Source organism: Candidatus Obscuribacterales bacterium (assembly GCA_019744775.1).
Lineage (GTDB): Bacteria > Cyanobacteriota > Vampirovibrionia > Obscuribacterales > Obscuribacteraceae > SBAT01.
The window spans coordinates 152,694-169,131 of sequence record JAIETZ010000006.1; the positions used below are offsets into that span (position 1 = coordinate 152,694).

Here is a 16,438-nt window from a genome sequence, read left to right on the forward strand (position 1 = left end):
TTGCAGAATCGCTTCGGACTGCTGATAAAATTTATAAAGTGACTAGCCAAACAAACACTGCAAAAAAAATGCTGCTCATTAGCCTAGATGGGCTATCAGCTGAGCAGTTCCGATATCTGTCAACAACATTTGGCTTACTCAATACCTATTTAAAGTCAGGCATTAAGAAGCTGACCAGCAATACTCTGAGTTCAACTCAGGGAGCATGGGGCGAAATCTTATCCGGCAAGCCTTGGTGGGAAACCGGCTGTGTAGGATACGCCGTTCCAAAAAATAGTCTTTGCGACTTGGAAGTTAGCAGCGAGTCTTCTTACAAGCTTGATTCCGCAATGACACAGCTACCAAGTCTTGTCGTCAACGTGCCTTTGTTGGAACCAAAAGACAGGCTCTGGCTTTCCGAAGGCTTGTCAGCCATCAGCGTTAATCCGAAAAGACTGATGTCTAGTGAACCTTTTAAGTCGTATCAAGCCCGTCCGTTTTCTTCACCGGCATATTTCTTGGGAAAACCTTTTGAAGGCACTCGACTCTGTCTTGAAGCGGAAAAGCAAAGACTCATCTGCGCCGAAGCCTTGGCTCGCGAAAACAATTGGCAATTAGGCATCATCCGCCTAACTACTTTTGATCAGTTAGCTCACTTGCTCGGCAACGACTATCTTGGCAAAACCACTCTGGCAATCCGCCCGGAAATTGAGTCTTTCATCAGCGAAATCAACGATGTGCTTGAACGTATTATTGAATCTGCAAAACCATCAACAGTTGCCGTTATGTCTTCGTACTCACACGTCGAGTGCAAGAAACGCATCAGCCTGAATCAGCTATTGGCACAATTAGGATTCTGCACACTTAAGGATAAAGCCTTGGTACAAAAAGAACAGGTTTTGCGATATGAGTCAACAATTGCTCTGTCCACCAGAAAAGTTTCCTCACCCTTAATTTCTACAACAAACGCTTTTGTTGAAGAATCTTGCATCGCAGCTTCTCCTATTCAAGGTGCCATTTATGTAAACGTAAAAGACCGATTCAAAAATGGAATCGTCTCCCGCGATAGCCAGCAGTCTCATGTCAAGCAAGTTGAATCACAGCTGAAGTCGGCATTGCATGAAGCAGGTGTGACCAATTTCAATATTGAGTTAAATCCGGAACCAACAAATTCCTCAAAGACGCCTGCTCCTGATTTAATGGTGTACGCAGATGGAGTCGACTTTCATAACCTCTACGATGCTCCTGTTGTTGACTCCTTTAGCCATCCAATTAGTTGTCACTCCACAAACGGCTTTGTTTGCATAGATAATAATGACGGAGATTATTTAAGTCGCTTATCACTGCATAGGTTGTTGGAAGCGAGGCTAAATTGAATTCGCACATTTATATACTCGGCAGTCACCTTTATCATCTTCAGTCTAAAGATGGCGAACTTTTGGAACTACTAAATAAACTGCTGCCAAACTATGACAGCAGTATGCACGCGAACAATTACATCAACACTGCCATCGAAACAATTGACTTGGATGGACCTCTTCCTATACGAGGACTGGATCAATCCTTATTTGCCAAAGATAATCCGGAAATAGCGTTAATAGGACTCTTAGACCGCTGTCTAGCTGATCATGCAGGTTACCTTTGGATTGACGCCTCAGCACTCTTAACTCCACAAGGCGCACTTGTTTTGCTATCTGGTCCATCCCATAGCGGCAAAACCACCCTTACCTTGTCTATGGCATTGGCGCACAATTGGAAAATCTTGGCCGAAGATATCGTACTCATTGATTTGAAAACTGGACTACTGGTCCCATTTGCCAGACCCCTTTCGCTGCGATCGGACACAGCCGGCAAAATTAAAACAGCAACCGGACTTGATGTCGGGTCGTTTGTCTTAGAAGGATGGCTCACCAATAGCCAGTGGTACAGTCTTAAACCGGTGCCGGCCAACTTCGACCTAGCCATAGACTTAGCTGTAACCGATAAGGATGCAGCAACCAGCCTAAAAATTAACACTGTGGAGAATGGCGAGTTTCTGCGAAGCCTGATTACCCATTCAAATGCGCTTCGTTACGACAATGGTGTCCAAGTCTTATCGAGCGCGTTTGCCAAAGCAACGCTCAACTTGCTGTCAGGCGGCTCACCTAGGGACAGAATCAACCATTTGCTCAAGCTAGGCTGCTAAAATGAGCCAATGCATTATCAACGCAATGATGAAATTAAGACAACTCTGATGCCGGATGGTCATGTGGTTCTATTTAACACAAAGACCGAATGGGCTCAGGTGTTAAACCCTGTCGGCGCTCTGGTCTGGGAGTATTGCGATGGGACTACTTCCGTCATGGAAATGACAGACGAAATCAGCAAGTTGCTGGAGACCGATAAGACTGCATTGCAAAATGATGTTAATTCCTTGATTGACGAACTTTTGACCCAAGGACTAATTAAACAGGCGCAGCCAAGTAAGCCATAAGCCAGGCTGAGCTTAGCTTTTGCCGTGCTGATATAATATGCTTTAGGGGGAGCTTGGTCTTCAAGTAGGGCTAGCCATAAGGTCGAAAACCATGACACACGACAACCAAAACGACATCACCATCAAAGACGCTAACTCTCCGGCCAGCGACAAAAGCATAAGCCGGAAAGAGTTTGTGCACTTGGTCTTGAAGCGCGGTGCCATAGCAGGCGCAATCGTTGCGGCCCCCAAAATTATCGATAAATTTCTAGTACCACCAGTCTATGCAGGCACTAGCACACAACCTCATGGACACTTGGCCTAAACTGGAACAATGCTTGCCGTGGTATAACTCCTGAGGACCTGAAAGAAAGGCCCTATGGATACTGCATTAAATAATAAAGTTATGGCAACTTGGAAGACCTATGCTGGGGTCTTTTTAGTTACTGCCGCAACGCTGCTACTAGAATTACTACTGACCCGAATCTGGTCTGTCACAATGTGGTATCACTTTGCTTTTGTGGCAGTTTCACTCGCTATGTTTGGCATGACTGGCGGCGCTCTTTTAATTTACCTTATGCCGAACCGCTTCCCTCAGAACAAAACGGAAAGCCAACTATCGCTAGCTACATTATGCTTTGGCATATCTATCATTATCTCCTTCCTTTGTCACCTCGCCATGCCCTTCATGCCGGACAAATCATTGAGCGGTTTATTTGCTATGGGTCTTTCTTACTTGACCATATCCATTCCGTTTATATTTAGCGGTATCGTCATAACTCTGGCTCTCACGCGTTACTCTCAGCAAGTAAATAAGATGTATGCAGCTGATCTCTCAGGAGCTGCCATCGGTTGTCTTTTATTCATCGGAATTCTAGACTTGGTCGACGGTCCCACAGCAGTAATCGTCTCTTCACTCGTAGCCCTTTGTGCTGCACTACTACTTTCGACCAATAAGAAACAAACTATGGCAACAATCATCGCTGTGGTTTCGGTCGGGCTATTGGTAGTTCTGAATGTCTGGTCTGTGCAAATAAAACATCCTCTTGTGCGTCTAATGTGGGTAAAAGCCAACTTTCAAACGCCATCATATTTCGAACGTTGGAATTCACTATCACGCGTTTCTGTCGATGGCGACCCTGAGCACAGATTTGCTTCTCCAGATATAGCAACTTCCAATCCTAGTGAAAAGGAGAAGGGCAAGCAATTACTACTGACCGTAGACTCACTTTACTCCACGCCATTGCCTGGGTTCAGCGGGAAGCTGGCAGATGCCGATTACTTGAAGCACGATATCAGCTTTTTGGCTCACTACCTAAGACAAGACGCTAATGTACTGGTAATTGGAGTCGGTGGGGGTCGCGATATTCTGGCAGCTCTCAACTTCAATCAAAAATCAATTACCGCCGTTGAGATCAACAAAATATTTACCGATTTGCTCCTTAATACCTTTGCTGATTTCTCCAGCAATTTCGCACGTGACAAGAAAGTGACGCTTGTAAATGACGAGGCCCGTAGCTTTGCAAGCAGGCAAAAAGACAAGTTCGACATTATTCAGTTATCTTTCATCAGCACGGGTACTGCTAGTTCCACAGGCGCCTTTGCTTTGACGGAAAACTCGCTCTATACAAAAGAAGCCTGGCAAATGCTTCTTAACCATTTAACTGACGATGGGATTCTGACGTGCACTCGCAACTATTTCGTGGATGAGAAGGGACTGGCTCGTCCTGGCGAACTGCAACGCCTAATTTCCCTTGCTCGCGCCGCGCTTGAACAAAACAACATTGCCAGCCCGGAAGCTCATATTGTCTGCATATCGCATACTCCAAGCAAGGCGATAGACGAAGGCATCGCTTCAGTAACGATGCTGGTAGGCAAAAAGGCTTTTTCAGAAAAAGATTTGATAATTCTCGCTCAAGTAGCTAAGGACAACAACTTTAATATCTTGTTGACACCGAAATATTCATCGGAACCATCGCTCAAGACATTGGCATCAGGCAACGGATTAGCTGAACTCACCAATGAATTTCCCACGCGGATCGATGCACCCACGGATGACAATCCGTTTTTCTTTTACATCTTGCGATTGGAGAAGCTTTTCACAACCAAAGCCAGCGAAGTAGGCACCTATGCAATTTACACCAAAGCAATGGAAATTCTTATCGAATTACTGATTGTGGTCGTGGTGCTCACTGCTGCCTGCTTTGTCGTGCCATTGGCCTTAACCAATAAGTCTCTGAAATTGAAGCGAGATTTACCACTGCTTACATTTTTCGCCTCAGTAGGACTCGGTTTTATGTTTATCGAAGTATCGCAGCTACAGCGTCTCGTTATATTCCTCGGACATCCGACTTATAGTCTGTCTGTTGTACTTTTCTCGCTGTTGTTATCTTCCGGACTGGGCAGCTATCTGGCAGGAATAATCAAACAAGATACGACTTATAAGGGCGACTTAACAAGACTCACACTGTTACTCTTTGCACTTGGTGCATATGCGTACGTATCACCTGTAGTTGTTCATTCCCTACAAGCTGCCACTACGCCAGAGCGTGTCATAGCCACGATAGCGATGCTCTTTCCACTCGGACTGCTTATGGGTATGGCCGTTCCAGCGGGCTTGCGATTAGCTCAACAGGAGTCCGCAGAAATTCTTCCCTGGCTGTGGGGAGTTAACGGCGCAACATCTGTTTGTGCATCAGTGGTGGCAGTTGCCGTCGCTATCAACTGGGGACTTACCAATTCCTATTGGATTGGCGTAATTTGTTATCTAGCAGCATGTACGGCATTCGCTTGCGCAAGAAAATCCTTACCGGAAAGCAAGTCTTAGCGTCGCGTAACAGCTAAGGGACTACTACCAAACATCTTTTCGATTTCTTTGGTCAATTCAGTCAAATCCTTAGCAGTATCAACTGTCCGCCAGAAAAATTTGGACTTATAGGCTCTCAATTGCCCGCTCTTAGCCAATCCCGGTAAAGTTGTCTCCTCATGATCGCCGACATCCGGCAAAAGATCAGTGATATCAGAATCAAGCAAATAAATACCGGCGTTAATCCAAAAAGGCAATTCCGGCTTTTCTCTAAAGCCAGTCACCAAGGCATTTTCCTCAATATCGACAATGCCATATGGGCTGCGCAAAGGGACCGTAACCAGCGTCGCAATTGATTTATGCTGAGTATGCGTTTTGTAGAGATCGTCAATCGGCAAGTTGGTAATAAGGTCGCCGTTGAGAGCTATCAAAGGGCCACCATTGGCACTATTACGCAAATGAGTCATGCACGCCTTAAGCGCACCACCACGTCCCAGTGGCTTTTCCTCTACAAGATAGTCAATTTTGAGATCCCACTTGGAACCATCACCGAAATGCTTCTGGATAATCTCGTGTTGGTAGCCGCAGGCAATAGCCACGTGCTCAATGCCATAAGACTTTAACCAATGAAGCTGATAAGCTAAAAGCGGATTTCCAAGTATTTCCACCATCGTTTTTGGACGGTCATCCGTCAGGGGCCGAAGCCTCTCCCCGCGTCCCCCGGCTAAGATAATGGCTTTTTTCATCGTTATGATTCCCGAACTAATAAAGTAAACAAATAGATTAAAGAGCTATGATAGAGGAAATGGCAAGATATTTCGAGCTAGGAGTCTCATCTTGGAAGCCGGCACCTTTGATACTGCGTCACATCATTCGGTAGCAAAGAAAACCATTTATGGTTTGTTCGGCAAGAGATTCTTTGACCTATTGTTCGGCAGCATCGTCTTTATTTTTTCCCTACCTGTCCTGCTTTTAGCATCCCTTGTAATCATGATTGATAACCCGGGAAGCCCTATTTACAGGCAAAAACGGGTAGGCAAACACGGCACCGTCTTTGACTTGTACAAGATTCGCACCATGTACATCGACCAGGAGCATCACGGTTTTCGCACCACCGATGGTGACAGCCGCGTCACCCGTTTCGGCAAAATTCTACGCGATACTAAAATAGATGAACTGCCGCAGCTGTTTAATGTTATTAAGGGCGACATGAGCCTCATTGGACCCCGTCCATTATCCGTCAGCGAATTTGAATACATTGAACACCTTGGATTTGCTGAGACACATCCAGGCTTTTGTCCGGAAGTCGCTCCCGGGCTAACAGGTCTGGAGCAGGTCAACCGCGCCGGATTGCACATGCCTTACGTAGACCGTTTCATCTTCAACAAATTCTATGAAACTCACCTGTCGCCATGGTGGGACTTCAAAATCCTGGTCAAAACTTTCCTGCTTTGCACACCCGTCTGCATCCTGTTAGGGCTAGCCGGACTTGCCGAGCTTGCCTGGCTAACGATACCTGCCTATTTAATCGTTAAATAGGTGGCGTCTTTCGACATTAGCAGCCAGAATTGTCTTAGACAGTAATGTTGACTGGGCCGTGCGCAGTGAAATTAAACGCTTGCGAAGAGCAACTAATGTCTTCGGCAGGTCTGACTTCACACCCTCATTTACCAGCCAACCTGGGACTGGTACGCCCGGATCGATAGACATCCAATAGGATACTTCCGTCTTTCCGCTTGCGCGCGGTGTTAGTTTCCAGCCACCATCCAGCGCCTTCAAAGACCCTTCTTTGCGGTGGAATGAAATCCTCTGCATTGGTTGATAGTCCGTTTCAACAACTGCATCAATATCGGGGACAACAAGTCCTATTGCTATTTTGCAGCGCATTACGGAACGTCGAGGCTCATCCTCCAACATCTGCACATCCTTCATACGCGAGTAAATACCATTTTGAAATTCATAGGGATTAGCTAAAACAGACCAGATCTGCTCAGGACTGGCATCCAAAATGATGCGGCCCAGGACGTATCTCGATGAGCCCTTTTTGGTAAATCCAACTACAACTTGACCTTTTTCAAGGTTCTGTTTTTCCTTGGCGGTCATTTGTACTGCACCTTCAATTTCTTCATTCGTTAGAGCAGGCACCGCCGCAAATGCTCCAAGTGTGCCAATCTGCAAGCCTAAGACAAGTGCCATCACCAGGGGAAGTATTCGCATTTTCAATTTTCCTTCTGTCGTGCATGAAGCTGCGCGAAAACTCAGCCGGCAGTGAAGACACTCCCCCCTTCACGGACTTAATTTACGCTGCTAGAGATAATTGACTGGGACTTACCAAAAAGGTTCCCAGACGGCTTTTGAATGGCTTTAAATAGGTCATTCAGGACTTCAGCTGCTAACGAGAATACGTCCCCATAAGCTTCGCCTCGGCCAGGATGTGCCCCTGCATTGTGCACAACACCTGATCAGCTGTTGCCTTCGCCTTAAGATGCAGACGTCCATCAACCGCATACAGCTTGAAGAAATAGTGATGCGTCTTGCCTGGCGGTGGCGACGGTCCATCGTAACCAACTCCGCCAAAACTATTAATTCCCTGGCGACTTCCATCACTCAAATCCCGACGAGTGCTCAGTCCTTCCGGAATGCTTTCCGAATTTCCCAGCATGTCATAAATTACCCAATGAACAAATGTCCCACCAGGAGCATCTGGATCATCGCATATCAGAACCAACTTCTTCGCATGCTTGGGCACATTGCTAAACAAAAGCGGCGGCGACATATTGCTACCATCCGCAGTATAAATTTTCGGAATCGGTTCACCATCTTTAAACGCCGGACTCGAAATCTTCATCGGCCGATACGGTGGTGCACAGCCATTGGCTAAGCCCTTCGGCGCCACACCTACAGTTGCCGCAATTATTGCAAGGCAACCCACTGCAGAGCAAATCTTAGTCATTGTGCCAAATCGCATGGTTGAGCCCCTTTCGATAAGCCTTATCAGCCTCTGCGCCGCCAATTTACGGCATTTCCACAGAATTTATGCCCAACAACTCTAAGTAAACTCGCCTATGTTAAGCAAACAAGACTGGCTGAAACAACAAAGAACAGCGGAGCGCCGGATTGCGACATAGCAATCCAGAGCGAGAGCGTAGAAATGCCAAGGAGACGAGACTAAATGTCTCGTCGGGGGCAAGCGAAGGCACTGGCTCAGCAGTGCCGGAGCGTTACAAAAAGACGGTCAGGGACCAGCGCTACATGCTGGCCCCTATCCCGGAGTCTCCGGCTGCCCAATTGTTATGGATGAACGTTGCCGACGGCCCTCAAACTTATGGTGATCTGCTGCGCAGTATCCATGGCTATTGGCTGATTCTGCGATATGGACATAACGGCAGCTTGTACATTTAGCTTATTAAGCCTATCGAGGGACACTTTCGTGAGCACTGCCTGCGCGTCTTTCTTTTCTGCCTTGCCAACCAGAATACCGTCTTCGCCAACGACTATTGTTTCGGTTGGCTCTTCAGAGGGGACCGGCGCTGGAAATGCCTGGAGGTTAGAGGAGGAATAAATAATAAGAGCTGCTACTGCCCATCTCAAAAGACTCATGATGTAGGACCTCCGAACGCCGTCAATACAACGAGCTTACGGGAGTGCCTTCCAACATCACAATTGGAAAAGTTTCTAGCCAGGCTTAACTTTAGTCAATGAAATCGCTTTGCCAACGATCATCTTGAGGTCATCTGGAGAATTAGAGTGCGCGCCCCGCTCGGCACGAAAAACTAAATCCGCTCCCTTTGCCTGCAAACTAAGTGTTGAATTTTTAGTCCACGAGCAATTGATACCAATGCTTTCCAAATCACGCTCTAGAATCCGCATTACATAAGCGGCATTATCTCTGCTCGTTAACGACTGCAACTCTTCTTGTATGCCATCAGCGTCGGCGAGAATAATGTCTCGTTCTAATCTGGACAAAACACTCATGCTTTCACTGTCGCTGACGCTCAAATTAGCCTTGTCTTCGAGCGTAAAGACATTACGGTTCATCTTTTGCATTATGGCAGTCACAGCCTTGAATTCTGCCGTCGAGTCCATAAATCACCTTAATTGAGCTTGGATCAGCTATATACCCAACCTCGGCTAAATTAACTGTGTCCATTCAGCATGGGAAAGCCCCCCTGATAACCTTTCCAACTATCAGTTAATTGCTAAGATCTCGACAGATAGGCGCTTTGAGGCATCCCCCTATGTCCCACGATAGAAATCACGACAGAACTCACAAATCCGTAGAGGAAAGAGCACATTCCATTTACTCGTTTGCCTCAAATGGACAGACGGACAAATTACTGGAAGAACTCAACGCCACAAAACCCAAGGAATTATCAAAACTTGCTGCTCGCTTGCAAGAGGAAGCAAGCAAGAAGGCAAACAAAGATTTACCCGAAGTAAAAATCACACAGCAAGCAGACACCAAAGAAGGTGGATCTCTCCAGCCGATTCAATTATCCTTCGAGGGAGACAATAAGGTTTCTCGAGCACAGGTATTTTCATACGACGTGCTAAAGCACAAGTGGTACCATTCGGATCTTGACGAGAAAGCTAGAAAAATTGAGTTATACGCAGCCGATCAAAGTCCGAGCAAAGTAATAGAAACTCTTAATTCCATAAAGCCCAAAGACTTTTCTGATCTTGAACGTAAATTAAATGAACAAACAAGCCACTTCACGCTTGGCTCCGAATCTTTCCCAAAAGTGGAGGCTACTCGCAACGGTCCAACAGAGGGCGGCATGCAGCCCGTGCAGTTTGCATTAGACAACAAATCCGACTATCACGCGCACGTCTACGAATACGACGCCTTAAAACATACGTGGAAGGAAAACAAACATGCAAGCGACAGAAGAAGCTTGCAGCGTCTGGGAAGTAATTGGCAGTTATGGCTGCATGACACTAAGCACATGTTTGGACAAGCCGGCAAAGAGTTTGCCTCAGGCTCAGACAAGTGCTATCGTTTCTTCATCAAGATGGAAGGCGTGACGAAAAGCCTTGAGAGCATAAGCGGCGGCAGTTCTGAAAACAAATAAGCAACGTTAGTTGCTTCTAGAGCAATTGCTCTAACGCCTGCCAAGCCGTCATCACTTCTTGTTTAGCATGATCAATCTCAGCAGCTGTCGGGAATACTTTTACGTTCTTGCCGCGCATTAAATCGCGAAGAGTACCTAACTTTTTGAGCACATTTTCAGCCGCCGCCAATCGAGTCGGAGCAAAAACATGTGCATCTGGATGACACACTCTGGCCATGTCACGGAACATTAGTTCCTGAGCTCTACCCCAATCACGATCAGTTGATTCACACATTGCCCTAACAGCTAACTTTGCCCTGTCAACTACTTCCGCCTTAAGATTGTGGGAGACCTCGGCTTGTGATTCTGGAGCATCGGATTCTTGTTTCGGTGCCTCGGCTTCTTGCTTCGGAGCTTCAGCTTCTTGTTTCGGAGCTTCAGCTTGCTGCTTCGGTGCGTGCGGCTGAGGAGCTTCCGCCTGAGGATTCGGTCCGCCTAATTCTGGACTTCCCTTTGTGCCACCAATTGAGGTTACTGGTTTTGGTTGCTCAGGAATCTCTACTGGCTTGGCTTTGAAGCGATAGCCTAGTCCACCAGATATTGTGCCCAGAAGAGCGCCACCAGCAAAACCGGCACCGATTCCCTTCAAGGAGTCATTAGCGCCTTGCCAAACGTCGTAATTGCGTCCTTCGTTGCGTGCGTGCGCATATCCGACATTCACCCCTTCAATAGCACCACCAGCCGCACCGCCGGTACCACCGGAGACGAAGCCTCTCAATAGGTATTTCGGCAAAGTCTGAGCCTTGAATTTCGAATCGACACCGTGCATTACTTTGTCACCGGCAAAGAATGCCAATCCGGATACGGCTCCCGAGCGGAAATCTTCTGCTCCGGTGCTGAAATTGCCATGTTCTAAAGCCTTGGCACCTGTTTTAACAGCACCACCGAAGCCGGTCATGAGCAGTCCTTGTTTCATAAAGCTGCCTATACCTTTTGCTTTACCCAGATACGCTGACAAAGCCCAGTTTGCGGCCAGCGTAGCTGCTTCGGTAAGATTTTCAACGGTACTTGTGTGGTTCTTGTTGAATGAATTGAATTGTAGATCCATGTTCAAGCGAGCAGTTTGTTTTTGATTCGGATCGAAATCGACACCTGTAAGCGCTTTATGAGCTTTGGCGAAGTCATCCAATTTGCCTTCGTTAGCATATTTGCCCAGTGCCTTGATGCCATTCTGCTTATCGCTCAAATCTTTCCTGACAGCATTGGAGCCATGATCGAAAAGATTCTCCCAAGCATCTGCACCATGACCGAATACATTGCCAACACTCTTGTCTAAGCAAGTTTGTTTGCACAATAAATCAGATTGCAAGTCTTGGGCAACTTTCTTCGCTACGACAATATCGTGATCAAGCTTTCCCTGACCAGAGGCTTCAGGCTTACCTGATGGATTTTCAGCAGGGTTTTCTTTGCCGGTACCTGGAGTCGGCTCCCCTTTAGGACCCTTATTTTCTGGAGTTTTCGGGACCCTAGGCTCTGCTTTTTTGTTCGCCGGATATTTCTCATTCCAATACTTAAATGCTTGCTTGTCCAGCTCCTTAAGCTGACCGGCTTCCGGCAACTTAATATGATCGCCTTCATGTATGTAAGGCAGTTTGAAGGATCTGGTTGCCTTACCGGTTTTCTCATCAACATGGACTTTGACCTTGTCCAGCCAGCCGTTGACCACGCAAATGGCACCCAAGTGAGCATCCAGACCTAGATATTTCGCTCTGCCGAAGTTGTAGACGGCATCGTGCAGCTTTACCTCGACGTCCTTAGGACTTTCCGGAGGTCCGACCCTTTCATGAAGATGACTAAATTCCTTGCCCGACACTTGCGTATCCCCCTAGGTTTGTGAGCGAATCTAATTCGCGCATCGTGCATCATTAAATGAAAAATGGCACTCGCCAACAATGGGGAAACTACGGCTGACTCATTAAAAACGAAGCCGCGTTATACTTAGCTGCACCAGCTAAGGAGATCACACGTGCTTAAGAAGGTAGCCCTCATCGTTGTCATAGCAATCGTTGCGTTTCTTGCTTATTGTGCAACCAAACCCGATACGTTTCGTATCGAGCGTTCAATAACGATTAATGCCCCTGCAGAAAAAATCTTTCCGTATATCAATAACCTGCATGATTTTGGCTCATGGTCTCCTTACGAAAAAAAGGATCCCGCTATGAAAAGAAGCTATGCCGGTCCGGATAGCGGCAAAGGTGCTATCTACGCCTGGGAAGGCAACGATGAAATTGGACAGGGACAAATGGAGATAACAGACGCGACAGAACCACACAACGTGACCATTAGCCTGGACTTTACAAAGCCATTTAAGGCTCACAATACTGTTGAGTTTAATCTGCAACCCAAGGGTGAATCCACAAATGTCACCTGGTCGCTGGCTGGGCGTAATGAATTCATGTGCAAAGTAATGCAGACCTTCTTTGACATGGACAAAATGTGTGGCAAGGACTTTGAAGACGGTCTAAATAGCCTTAAGCAGCTAGCCGAAAAGTAATCCTGACAGTGTCGAATAGTCTGGTCAAGTTTTAATAGTCAATCTGCTAAGAGACGGAATGCCGCTTAAGTTGCCGGTCAAATTATCAACCGGACGCGCCGCATAAAGCTACAACGGATCTCCGTCCTTTAGAGGTCTTACTTTGCCTGTTCCTCTACAAACAGGACAACGCGCACCGGCAACTGGATGCCCTCTGTTGAAGCTAAGTAACTGTCCTATGTGGACCTGGCTCAAATAATGAGGTCCATCAGGTGTATTGAATTTTATCCATAGTCCAGGGTGATCAGGAGAAGTTTGCCAACGCGGATCATTGGCTTTCACACAATTCTCGGGACAAACTCCCTTCATGTAGTACTGCAAAGTTCTAGCAGTTCTGGCGGCGGAATGCTGAAGGCTAATACTGTTCTTGCCATTCTTAGCGACCCATTCATATTCTTGGATTGCTTTACTGTATTGCCTCTGATGGTAGTAGCACTGTGCCAAATAATCATGTACTCGTTCATCACTAGAACCATTTTTGACAAAACCTTGAAACGCCTTCGTAGCCTCCGGATATTTCTTCGCGTTGAATGCTTTTACAGCAGCATCGAAACCGGCCGGCAGCGGAGGTACAACCGGTTTTATAGGCACTGCTACCTTAACGGGGTCTGGTGCTTCTACCGGCACGGGCGCAACTGGTACAACCGGCACTTCTTTTGATTCGGCAGGTTGCACAACTTCTGTTGTTTTCGGCTCTTCTTTCGCAACAGGCGGCGTCTCTTGTGCATACACCGGAATTATCAGAGCCGTGCACGCCAAAAGAAAAACAATTTTTTTCATTGTCGAACTCCCCAGTTTATCGAGCACCGTCAACATCAAAATTCAATTCACGTGCCTTGGCAAAATCTTGTTCCATCTTCGCATTGTTTTTCATCGCCTTGTAAATCAATCCACGCTTGAAGTAATGATGACCAAAAGTTGGATTTAACTCAATTGCCTTGTTCTCGTCGGACAATGCTTTTCTGTAAAAACCTAGCACGAGATAGGCGCAAGCTCTGTTGTTCCAAGGCCAATGATCGTCAGGATTAAGCTCAATAGCTTTGGTAGTGTATCGAAGTGAACCCTTCGCATCACCACTGCGCAAATAAGTCATTCCGATGCCATTCCACGCAAGCGCACTTTGGTCATTGATCTGACTAGCTTTATCAAAATCACGGAATGCTGCCTTCTGGTCGCCTTTATCGGAAATGAGAATACCGCGATTTACATATCCCAACGTAGCGTCCGGTCGGAGCTCGATGAAGGTCGTGTAGTCTTTAATTGCTTCGTCGTTACGTCCAAGCTCTTTCAGCAATGAAGCACGATCAGAATAGTATTTGTCATTCTTAGGCTCAATCTCGATGCACTTGGACAATAAATCTACAGCCTTTTCCGTTTGTCCATCCGACACAGCTTGAACGGCTTCTTCGTAAAGTTGCTTCGAATCCACCTCTGAACTTGTGACAGCACTAGGTGCTGCTTCTTGCGTTTTAGCCGGCACTTCCGGTTCCGTAGCAGGGACAGCCTTTTTAGGAGCCACGACAGGAGCCTGAGGCACAACCGATGCCTTGGGAACAGCTAGCGGAACGCCCGGAATCATTGGCGCTCCAAATACCAAGCTTGCGCTAATTAAAACGCACGCACATAAATTAGCCACAAAGAAAGCGATTACTTCAAAGCGCCTCATAGACACCACCCCTAACGCATCAAGTTATTTAGTAAGTGCTTTGATTGTCACAGAATTAATGTCGCTTGACAAGCGGAATTTAACTCTCTGGCACAAAAACAGGGCAAACTTAGAAACAATGGACCGCAGTAACTTCCTACCCTTGCCTCTTTTGTTGAAACTAGCTCGGCTAGTTCTAATACTTATTTGCATACAAATGCCCTTTCTGTCTGCGCAGAGCCAGGCAAGCATGGAGGGAGCAGACACAGCCTTTTGGGAGCAAATAAAAGCTGTCAGCGACGGTTTTACTGAATATGCTGACAAAAATGGTGTTTTTCCTGCCTTCAACCAGTTCGGCGGACAAATGCTGCCCGTTGTGATGAAAGCACTCGATGGCAATCTTACAAATCCATACTTCAAAGAGCGTCAAGATCTGGTTCGTCAAATAAGACTCGAAGAAAGAATGATGCACGATGTAGACTTTCGCTACATGATGGATAAAACTCTTGATGATGAACGCATTGATTATTATCGAGAAAATCCACCTGCGGATTGGAAAGGAATTCCCGGTACAATTGTCGGAGTAGGTAACAGCAAAGGCGACATCATTGCCTTCTTCGGAATTGGTGCTGATGGTAAACCACTAGCAGATACGACCGAACACGAAATTCAAGTTAGATTTGCAGTTGTACATCTAAATCAAAAACAATAAGCGCAATTGCTCCTTGCAACATCTGACACTTGCCCGCATAATTGTTTCATTCGGACCAATCAGCGCCACCATTACTAAAAAAGTGAATATGAAATATAAAAGAACCGCCATAAGGCGATCACACACAGGTGCTGCTATTGCAGAGTTTGCTCCTGCATTAGCTTTACTACTCCTTTTTGTGTTCTTTCCACTTCTAGATCTAATGCCTATACTAATTGGTTATGTCGGCTGCAATTATTTAAATAGCCAGCAATCAGATCTTGCAGCACAGTCATTGCGCGCCAGAGGCTCAAGCTTTACTAACCAGGCAGAAGTACAGCCTCGCCTTGACACATTGGCCACCGATTGGAAGTCCTCATCTCTGGGCAAACTGGCCAATTTAAATAGCTCCACAACTACAATCGCAGGTCCTTTGAACAGCACCCTCCATAGCGGTTATTTGACCTGCTACGTACGAGTAACGACAGCAGTTCAATGCGCACCGTTTCTCTTATTGCCGTTTATGGGTCCGGTTCCCGGTTTGGGCGCCCCAGTAAATATTTCCATTTCATCGGAAAGGGTGGTTGAAGATGCGACCCCATAGAAAAGGCCAAAGTATTATCGAAGTTGTTGTAGGAATAATACTTATTGTTGTCGCATTACTAGGCTTAGCCGATCTTGTAGTTGTTGTTCAGGCAGGCATAATCAATGGCGACTTAGCAGCAAGGGCAGCTCGCGCAGCGGCGAATCAAGAAGACTCAGCATCAGCGACAAGCGTCGCAGAAGATGTAGCTAACAAATTTGCGACCTCAACAATCATTTCCAGCGTTGAGGACATCAAGGTTACCTTAAACTCACCGGCCAATGGTCAGCTGACGGTTGATTCAGCGATAAAGGTCAATGTGCCTTTTCCTATTCCCGGACTCAACCTAAACCCCGTCACGCTGCGTACGCAATCCGTCGGACCGATGCTGCGCTAATTTATTTACTGATAAGTGATCTTCTATCAGCTAAGACAAATGCTTGAAGTTGAGCACGCCTATATCTTGCGACAAGGTATATTGAGCCATTTTGCCGGGCAGATATTAACTTGACAACATTTTCGGCTGCCCTTATGGTTGGTGGGTTCGATCTTACTAACTATAGGCTAAACCTTTGTTCGCAAGCCACCTTTCTTAGCTGAAAATCGTTTTTTTTGGGCATATTATTCTTGCCCGACAC

Annotated in this window: 19 protein-coding genes; 11 read left to right on the forward strand and 8 right to left on the reverse strand. The window is 46.5% G+C overall.

From position 1 onward, the window contains the following. The first annotated feature begins 68 nt into the window (after positions 1 to 68). The 5 genes from K2Y22_13775 (at position 69) to K2Y22_13795 (ending at position 5,258) form a co-directional block, all read left to right on the forward strand. Positions 69 to 1,355 carry an alkaline phosphatase family protein gene (locus K2Y22_13775; GenBank protein MBX9879525.1) on the forward strand — a complete coding sequence of 429 codons (1,287 nt, stop codon included), beginning with the start codon at positions 69 to 71 and terminating at the stop codon, positions 1,353 to 1,355. Positions 1,356 to 1,459: 104 nt separating this feature from the next. Continuing rightward, entirely contained in the window at positions 1,460 to 2,164 is a 705-nt protein-coding gene (locus K2Y22_13780; protein MBX9879526.1) for a hypothetical protein, read from the forward strand. Positions 2,165 to 2,173: 9 nt separating this feature from the next. Next, positions 2,174 to 2,452, forward strand: coding sequence for a PqqD family protein (locus K2Y22_13785; GenBank protein MBX9879527.1), 279 nt, complete (start codon positions 2,174 to 2,176; stop codon positions 2,450 to 2,452). Between the two features lie 91 nt (positions 2,453 to 2,543). Next, positions 2,544 to 2,756 (forward strand): hypothetical protein, encoded by a 213-nt coding sequence (locus tag K2Y22_13790; GenBank protein MBX9879528.1) that lies wholly within the window; start codon positions 2,544 to 2,546, stop codon positions 2,754 to 2,756. A gap of 54 nt (positions 2,757 to 2,810) precedes the next feature. Then, positions 2,811 to 5,258, forward strand: coding sequence for a hypothetical protein (locus K2Y22_13795; GenBank protein MBX9879529.1), 2,448 nt, complete (start codon positions 2,811 to 2,813; stop codon positions 5,256 to 5,258). Here K2Y22_13795 and K2Y22_13800 read toward each other — a convergent pair. Continuing rightward, a complete protein-coding gene (locus K2Y22_13800) occupies positions 5,255 to 5,983 on the reverse strand; it encodes a nucleotidyltransferase family protein (GenBank protein MBX9879530.1) in 729 nt (242 codons plus the stop codon). The two genes, K2Y22_13795 and K2Y22_13800, sit on opposite strands and share 4 nt — an antisense overlap. Before the next feature lie 91 nt (positions 5,984 to 6,074). Between K2Y22_13800 and K2Y22_13805 the strand changes: the two genes are divergently transcribed. After that, positions 6,075 to 6,776 (forward strand): sugar transferase, encoded by a 702-nt coding sequence (locus K2Y22_13805; GenBank protein MBX9879531.1) that lies wholly within the window; start codon positions 6,075 to 6,077, stop codon positions 6,774 to 6,776. Here the strand turns inward: K2Y22_13805 and K2Y22_13810 are convergent. The 4 genes from K2Y22_13810 to K2Y22_13825 form a co-directional block, all read right to left on the reverse strand. After that, a complete protein-coding gene (locus K2Y22_13810) occupies positions 6,762 to 7,454 on the reverse strand; it encodes an SRPBCC family protein (GenBank protein MBX9879532.1) in 693 nt (230 codons plus the stop codon). The two genes, K2Y22_13805 and K2Y22_13810, sit on opposite strands and share 15 nt — an antisense overlap. A gap of 175 nt (positions 7,455 to 7,629) precedes the next feature. Further along, the gene (locus K2Y22_13815) at positions 7,630 to 8,205 is read right to left on the reverse strand and encodes a YbhB/YbcL family Raf kinase inhibitor-like protein (protein ID MBX9879533.1); all 576 of its coding nucleotides are present in this window, start codon (positions 8,203 to 8,205) and stop codon (positions 7,630 to 7,632) included. Between the two features lie 323 nt (positions 8,206 to 8,528). Next, a complete protein-coding gene (locus tag K2Y22_13820) occupies positions 8,529 to 8,837 on the reverse strand; it encodes a hypothetical protein (protein ID MBX9879534.1) in 309 nt (102 codons plus the stop codon). 75 nt (positions 8,838 to 8,912) lie between these two features. Beyond that, on the reverse strand, positions 8,913 to 9,323 hold the full coding sequence (locus K2Y22_13825; protein ID MBX9879535.1) for a hypothetical protein: 411 nt from the start codon (positions 9,321 to 9,323) through the stop codon (positions 8,913 to 8,915). A gap of 152 nt (positions 9,324 to 9,475) precedes the next feature. On the opposite strand from K2Y22_13825, the gene K2Y22_13830 reads away from it, so the two are divergent. Beyond that, positions 9,476 to 10,309: a hypothetical protein gene (locus tag K2Y22_13830; GenBank protein ID MBX9879536.1), complete on the forward strand. Its 834-nt coding sequence runs from the start codon at positions 9,476 to 9,478 to the stop codon at positions 10,307 to 10,309. Between the two features lie 16 nt (positions 10,310 to 10,325). On the opposite strand, the gene K2Y22_13835 is transcribed toward K2Y22_13830, so the two are convergent. Then, positions 10,326 to 12,161, reverse strand: coding sequence for a hypothetical protein (locus tag K2Y22_13835; GenBank protein ID MBX9879537.1), 1,836 nt, complete (start codon positions 12,159 to 12,161; stop codon positions 10,326 to 10,328). Between the two features lie 153 nt (positions 12,162 to 12,314). Between K2Y22_13835 and K2Y22_13840 the strand changes: the two genes are divergently transcribed. Further along, positions 12,315 to 12,842, forward strand: coding sequence for an SRPBCC family protein (locus tag K2Y22_13840; protein MBX9879538.1), 528 nt, complete (start codon positions 12,315 to 12,317; stop codon positions 12,840 to 12,842). Between the two features lie 108 nt (positions 12,843 to 12,950). Here the strand turns inward: K2Y22_13840 and K2Y22_13845 are convergent, their stop codons facing one another. Both K2Y22_13845 and K2Y22_13850 read right to left on the reverse strand, forming a co-directional pair. Beyond that, entirely contained in the window at positions 12,951 to 13,661 is a 711-nt protein-coding gene (locus tag K2Y22_13845; GenBank protein ID MBX9879539.1) for a hypothetical protein, read from the reverse strand. Between the two features lie 16 nt (positions 13,662 to 13,677). Next, complete coding sequence (locus K2Y22_13850) at positions 13,678 to 14,460, reverse strand: tetratricopeptide repeat protein (GenBank protein MBX9879540.1); 783 nt, start codon at positions 14,458 to 14,460, stop codon at positions 13,678 to 13,680. Positions 14,461 to 14,743: 283 nt separating this feature from the next. Between K2Y22_13850 and K2Y22_13855 the strand changes: the two genes are divergently transcribed. Genes K2Y22_13855 through K2Y22_13865 form a run of 3 tightly spaced genes read left to right on the forward strand, consistent with a single transcriptional unit; the run spans position 14,744 to position 16,197 of the window. Then, positions 14,744 to 15,238: a hypothetical protein gene (locus tag K2Y22_13855; GenBank protein ID MBX9879541.1), complete on the forward strand. Its 495-nt coding sequence runs from the start codon at positions 14,744 to 14,746 to the stop codon at positions 15,236 to 15,238. 13 nt (positions 15,239 to 15,251) lie between these two features. After that, positions 15,252 to 15,821: a hypothetical protein gene (locus K2Y22_13860; GenBank protein ID MBX9879542.1), complete on the forward strand. Its 570-nt coding sequence runs from the start codon at positions 15,252 to 15,254 to the stop codon at positions 15,819 to 15,821. Further along, positions 15,808 to 16,197, forward strand: a complete 390-nt coding sequence (locus K2Y22_13865) for a hypothetical protein (protein MBX9879543.1) — start codon at positions 15,808 to 15,810, stop codon at positions 16,195 to 16,197. Before K2Y22_13860 ends, K2Y22_13865 begins: the two co-directional genes overlap by 14 nt. Positions 16,198 to 16,438: the final 241 nt, after the last annotated feature.

Excerpts from the sequence above, each read along its gene's own strand:
- K2Y22_13795 (MBX9879529.1), top strand. The coding sequence starts at position 2,811 with ATGGATACTGCATTAAATAATAAAGTTATGGCAACTTGGAAGACCTAT.
- K2Y22_13845 (MBX9879539.1), bottom strand. The coding sequence starts at position 13,661 with ATGAAAAAAATTGTTTTTCTTTTGGCGTGCACGGCTCTGATAATTCCG.
- K2Y22_13780 (MBX9879526.1), top strand. The coding sequence starts at position 1,460 with ATGCACGCGAACAATTACATCAACACTGCCATCGAAACAATTGACTTG.
- K2Y22_13775 (MBX9879525.1), top strand. The coding sequence starts at position 69 with ATGCTGCTCATTAGCCTAGATGGGCTATCAGCTGAGCAGTTCCGATAT.
- K2Y22_13825 (MBX9879535.1), bottom strand. The coding sequence starts at position 9,323 with ATGGACTCGACGGCAGAATTCAAGGCTGTGACTGCCATAATGCAAAAG.
- K2Y22_13820 (MBX9879534.1), bottom strand. The coding sequence starts at position 8,837 with ATGAGTCTTTTGAGATGGGCAGTAGCAGCTCTTATTATTTATTCCTCC.
- K2Y22_13785 (MBX9879527.1), top strand. The coding sequence starts at position 2,174 with ATGCATTATCAACGCAATGATGAAATTAAGACAACTCTGATGCCGGAT.
- K2Y22_13800 (MBX9879530.1), bottom strand. The coding sequence starts at position 5,983 with ATGAAAAAAGCCATTATCTTAGCCGGGGGACGCGGGGAGAGGCTTCGG.
- K2Y22_13850 (MBX9879540.1), bottom strand. The coding sequence starts at position 14,460 with ATGATTCCGGGCGTTCCGCTAGCTGTTCCCAAGGCATCGGTTGTGCCT.
- K2Y22_13790 (MBX9879528.1), top strand. The coding sequence starts at position 2,544 with ATGACACACGACAACCAAAACGACATCACCATCAAAGACGCTAACTCT.
- K2Y22_13810 (MBX9879532.1), bottom strand. The coding sequence starts at position 7,454 with ATGCGAATACTTCCCCTGGTGATGGCACTTGTCTTAGGCTTGCAGATT.
- K2Y22_13815 (MBX9879533.1), bottom strand. The coding sequence starts at position 8,205 with ATGCGATTTGGCACAATGACTAAGATTTGCTCTGCAGTGGGTTGCCTT.
- K2Y22_13855 (MBX9879541.1), top strand. The coding sequence starts at position 14,744 with ATGCCCTTTCTGTCTGCGCAGAGCCAGGCAAGCATGGAGGGAGCAGAC.
- K2Y22_13865 (MBX9879543.1), top strand. The coding sequence starts at position 15,808 with ATGCGACCCCATAGAAAAGGCCAAAGTATTATCGAAGTTGTTGTAGGA.
- K2Y22_13830 (MBX9879536.1), top strand. The coding sequence starts at position 9,476 with ATGTCCCACGATAGAAATCACGACAGAACTCACAAATCCGTAGAGGAA.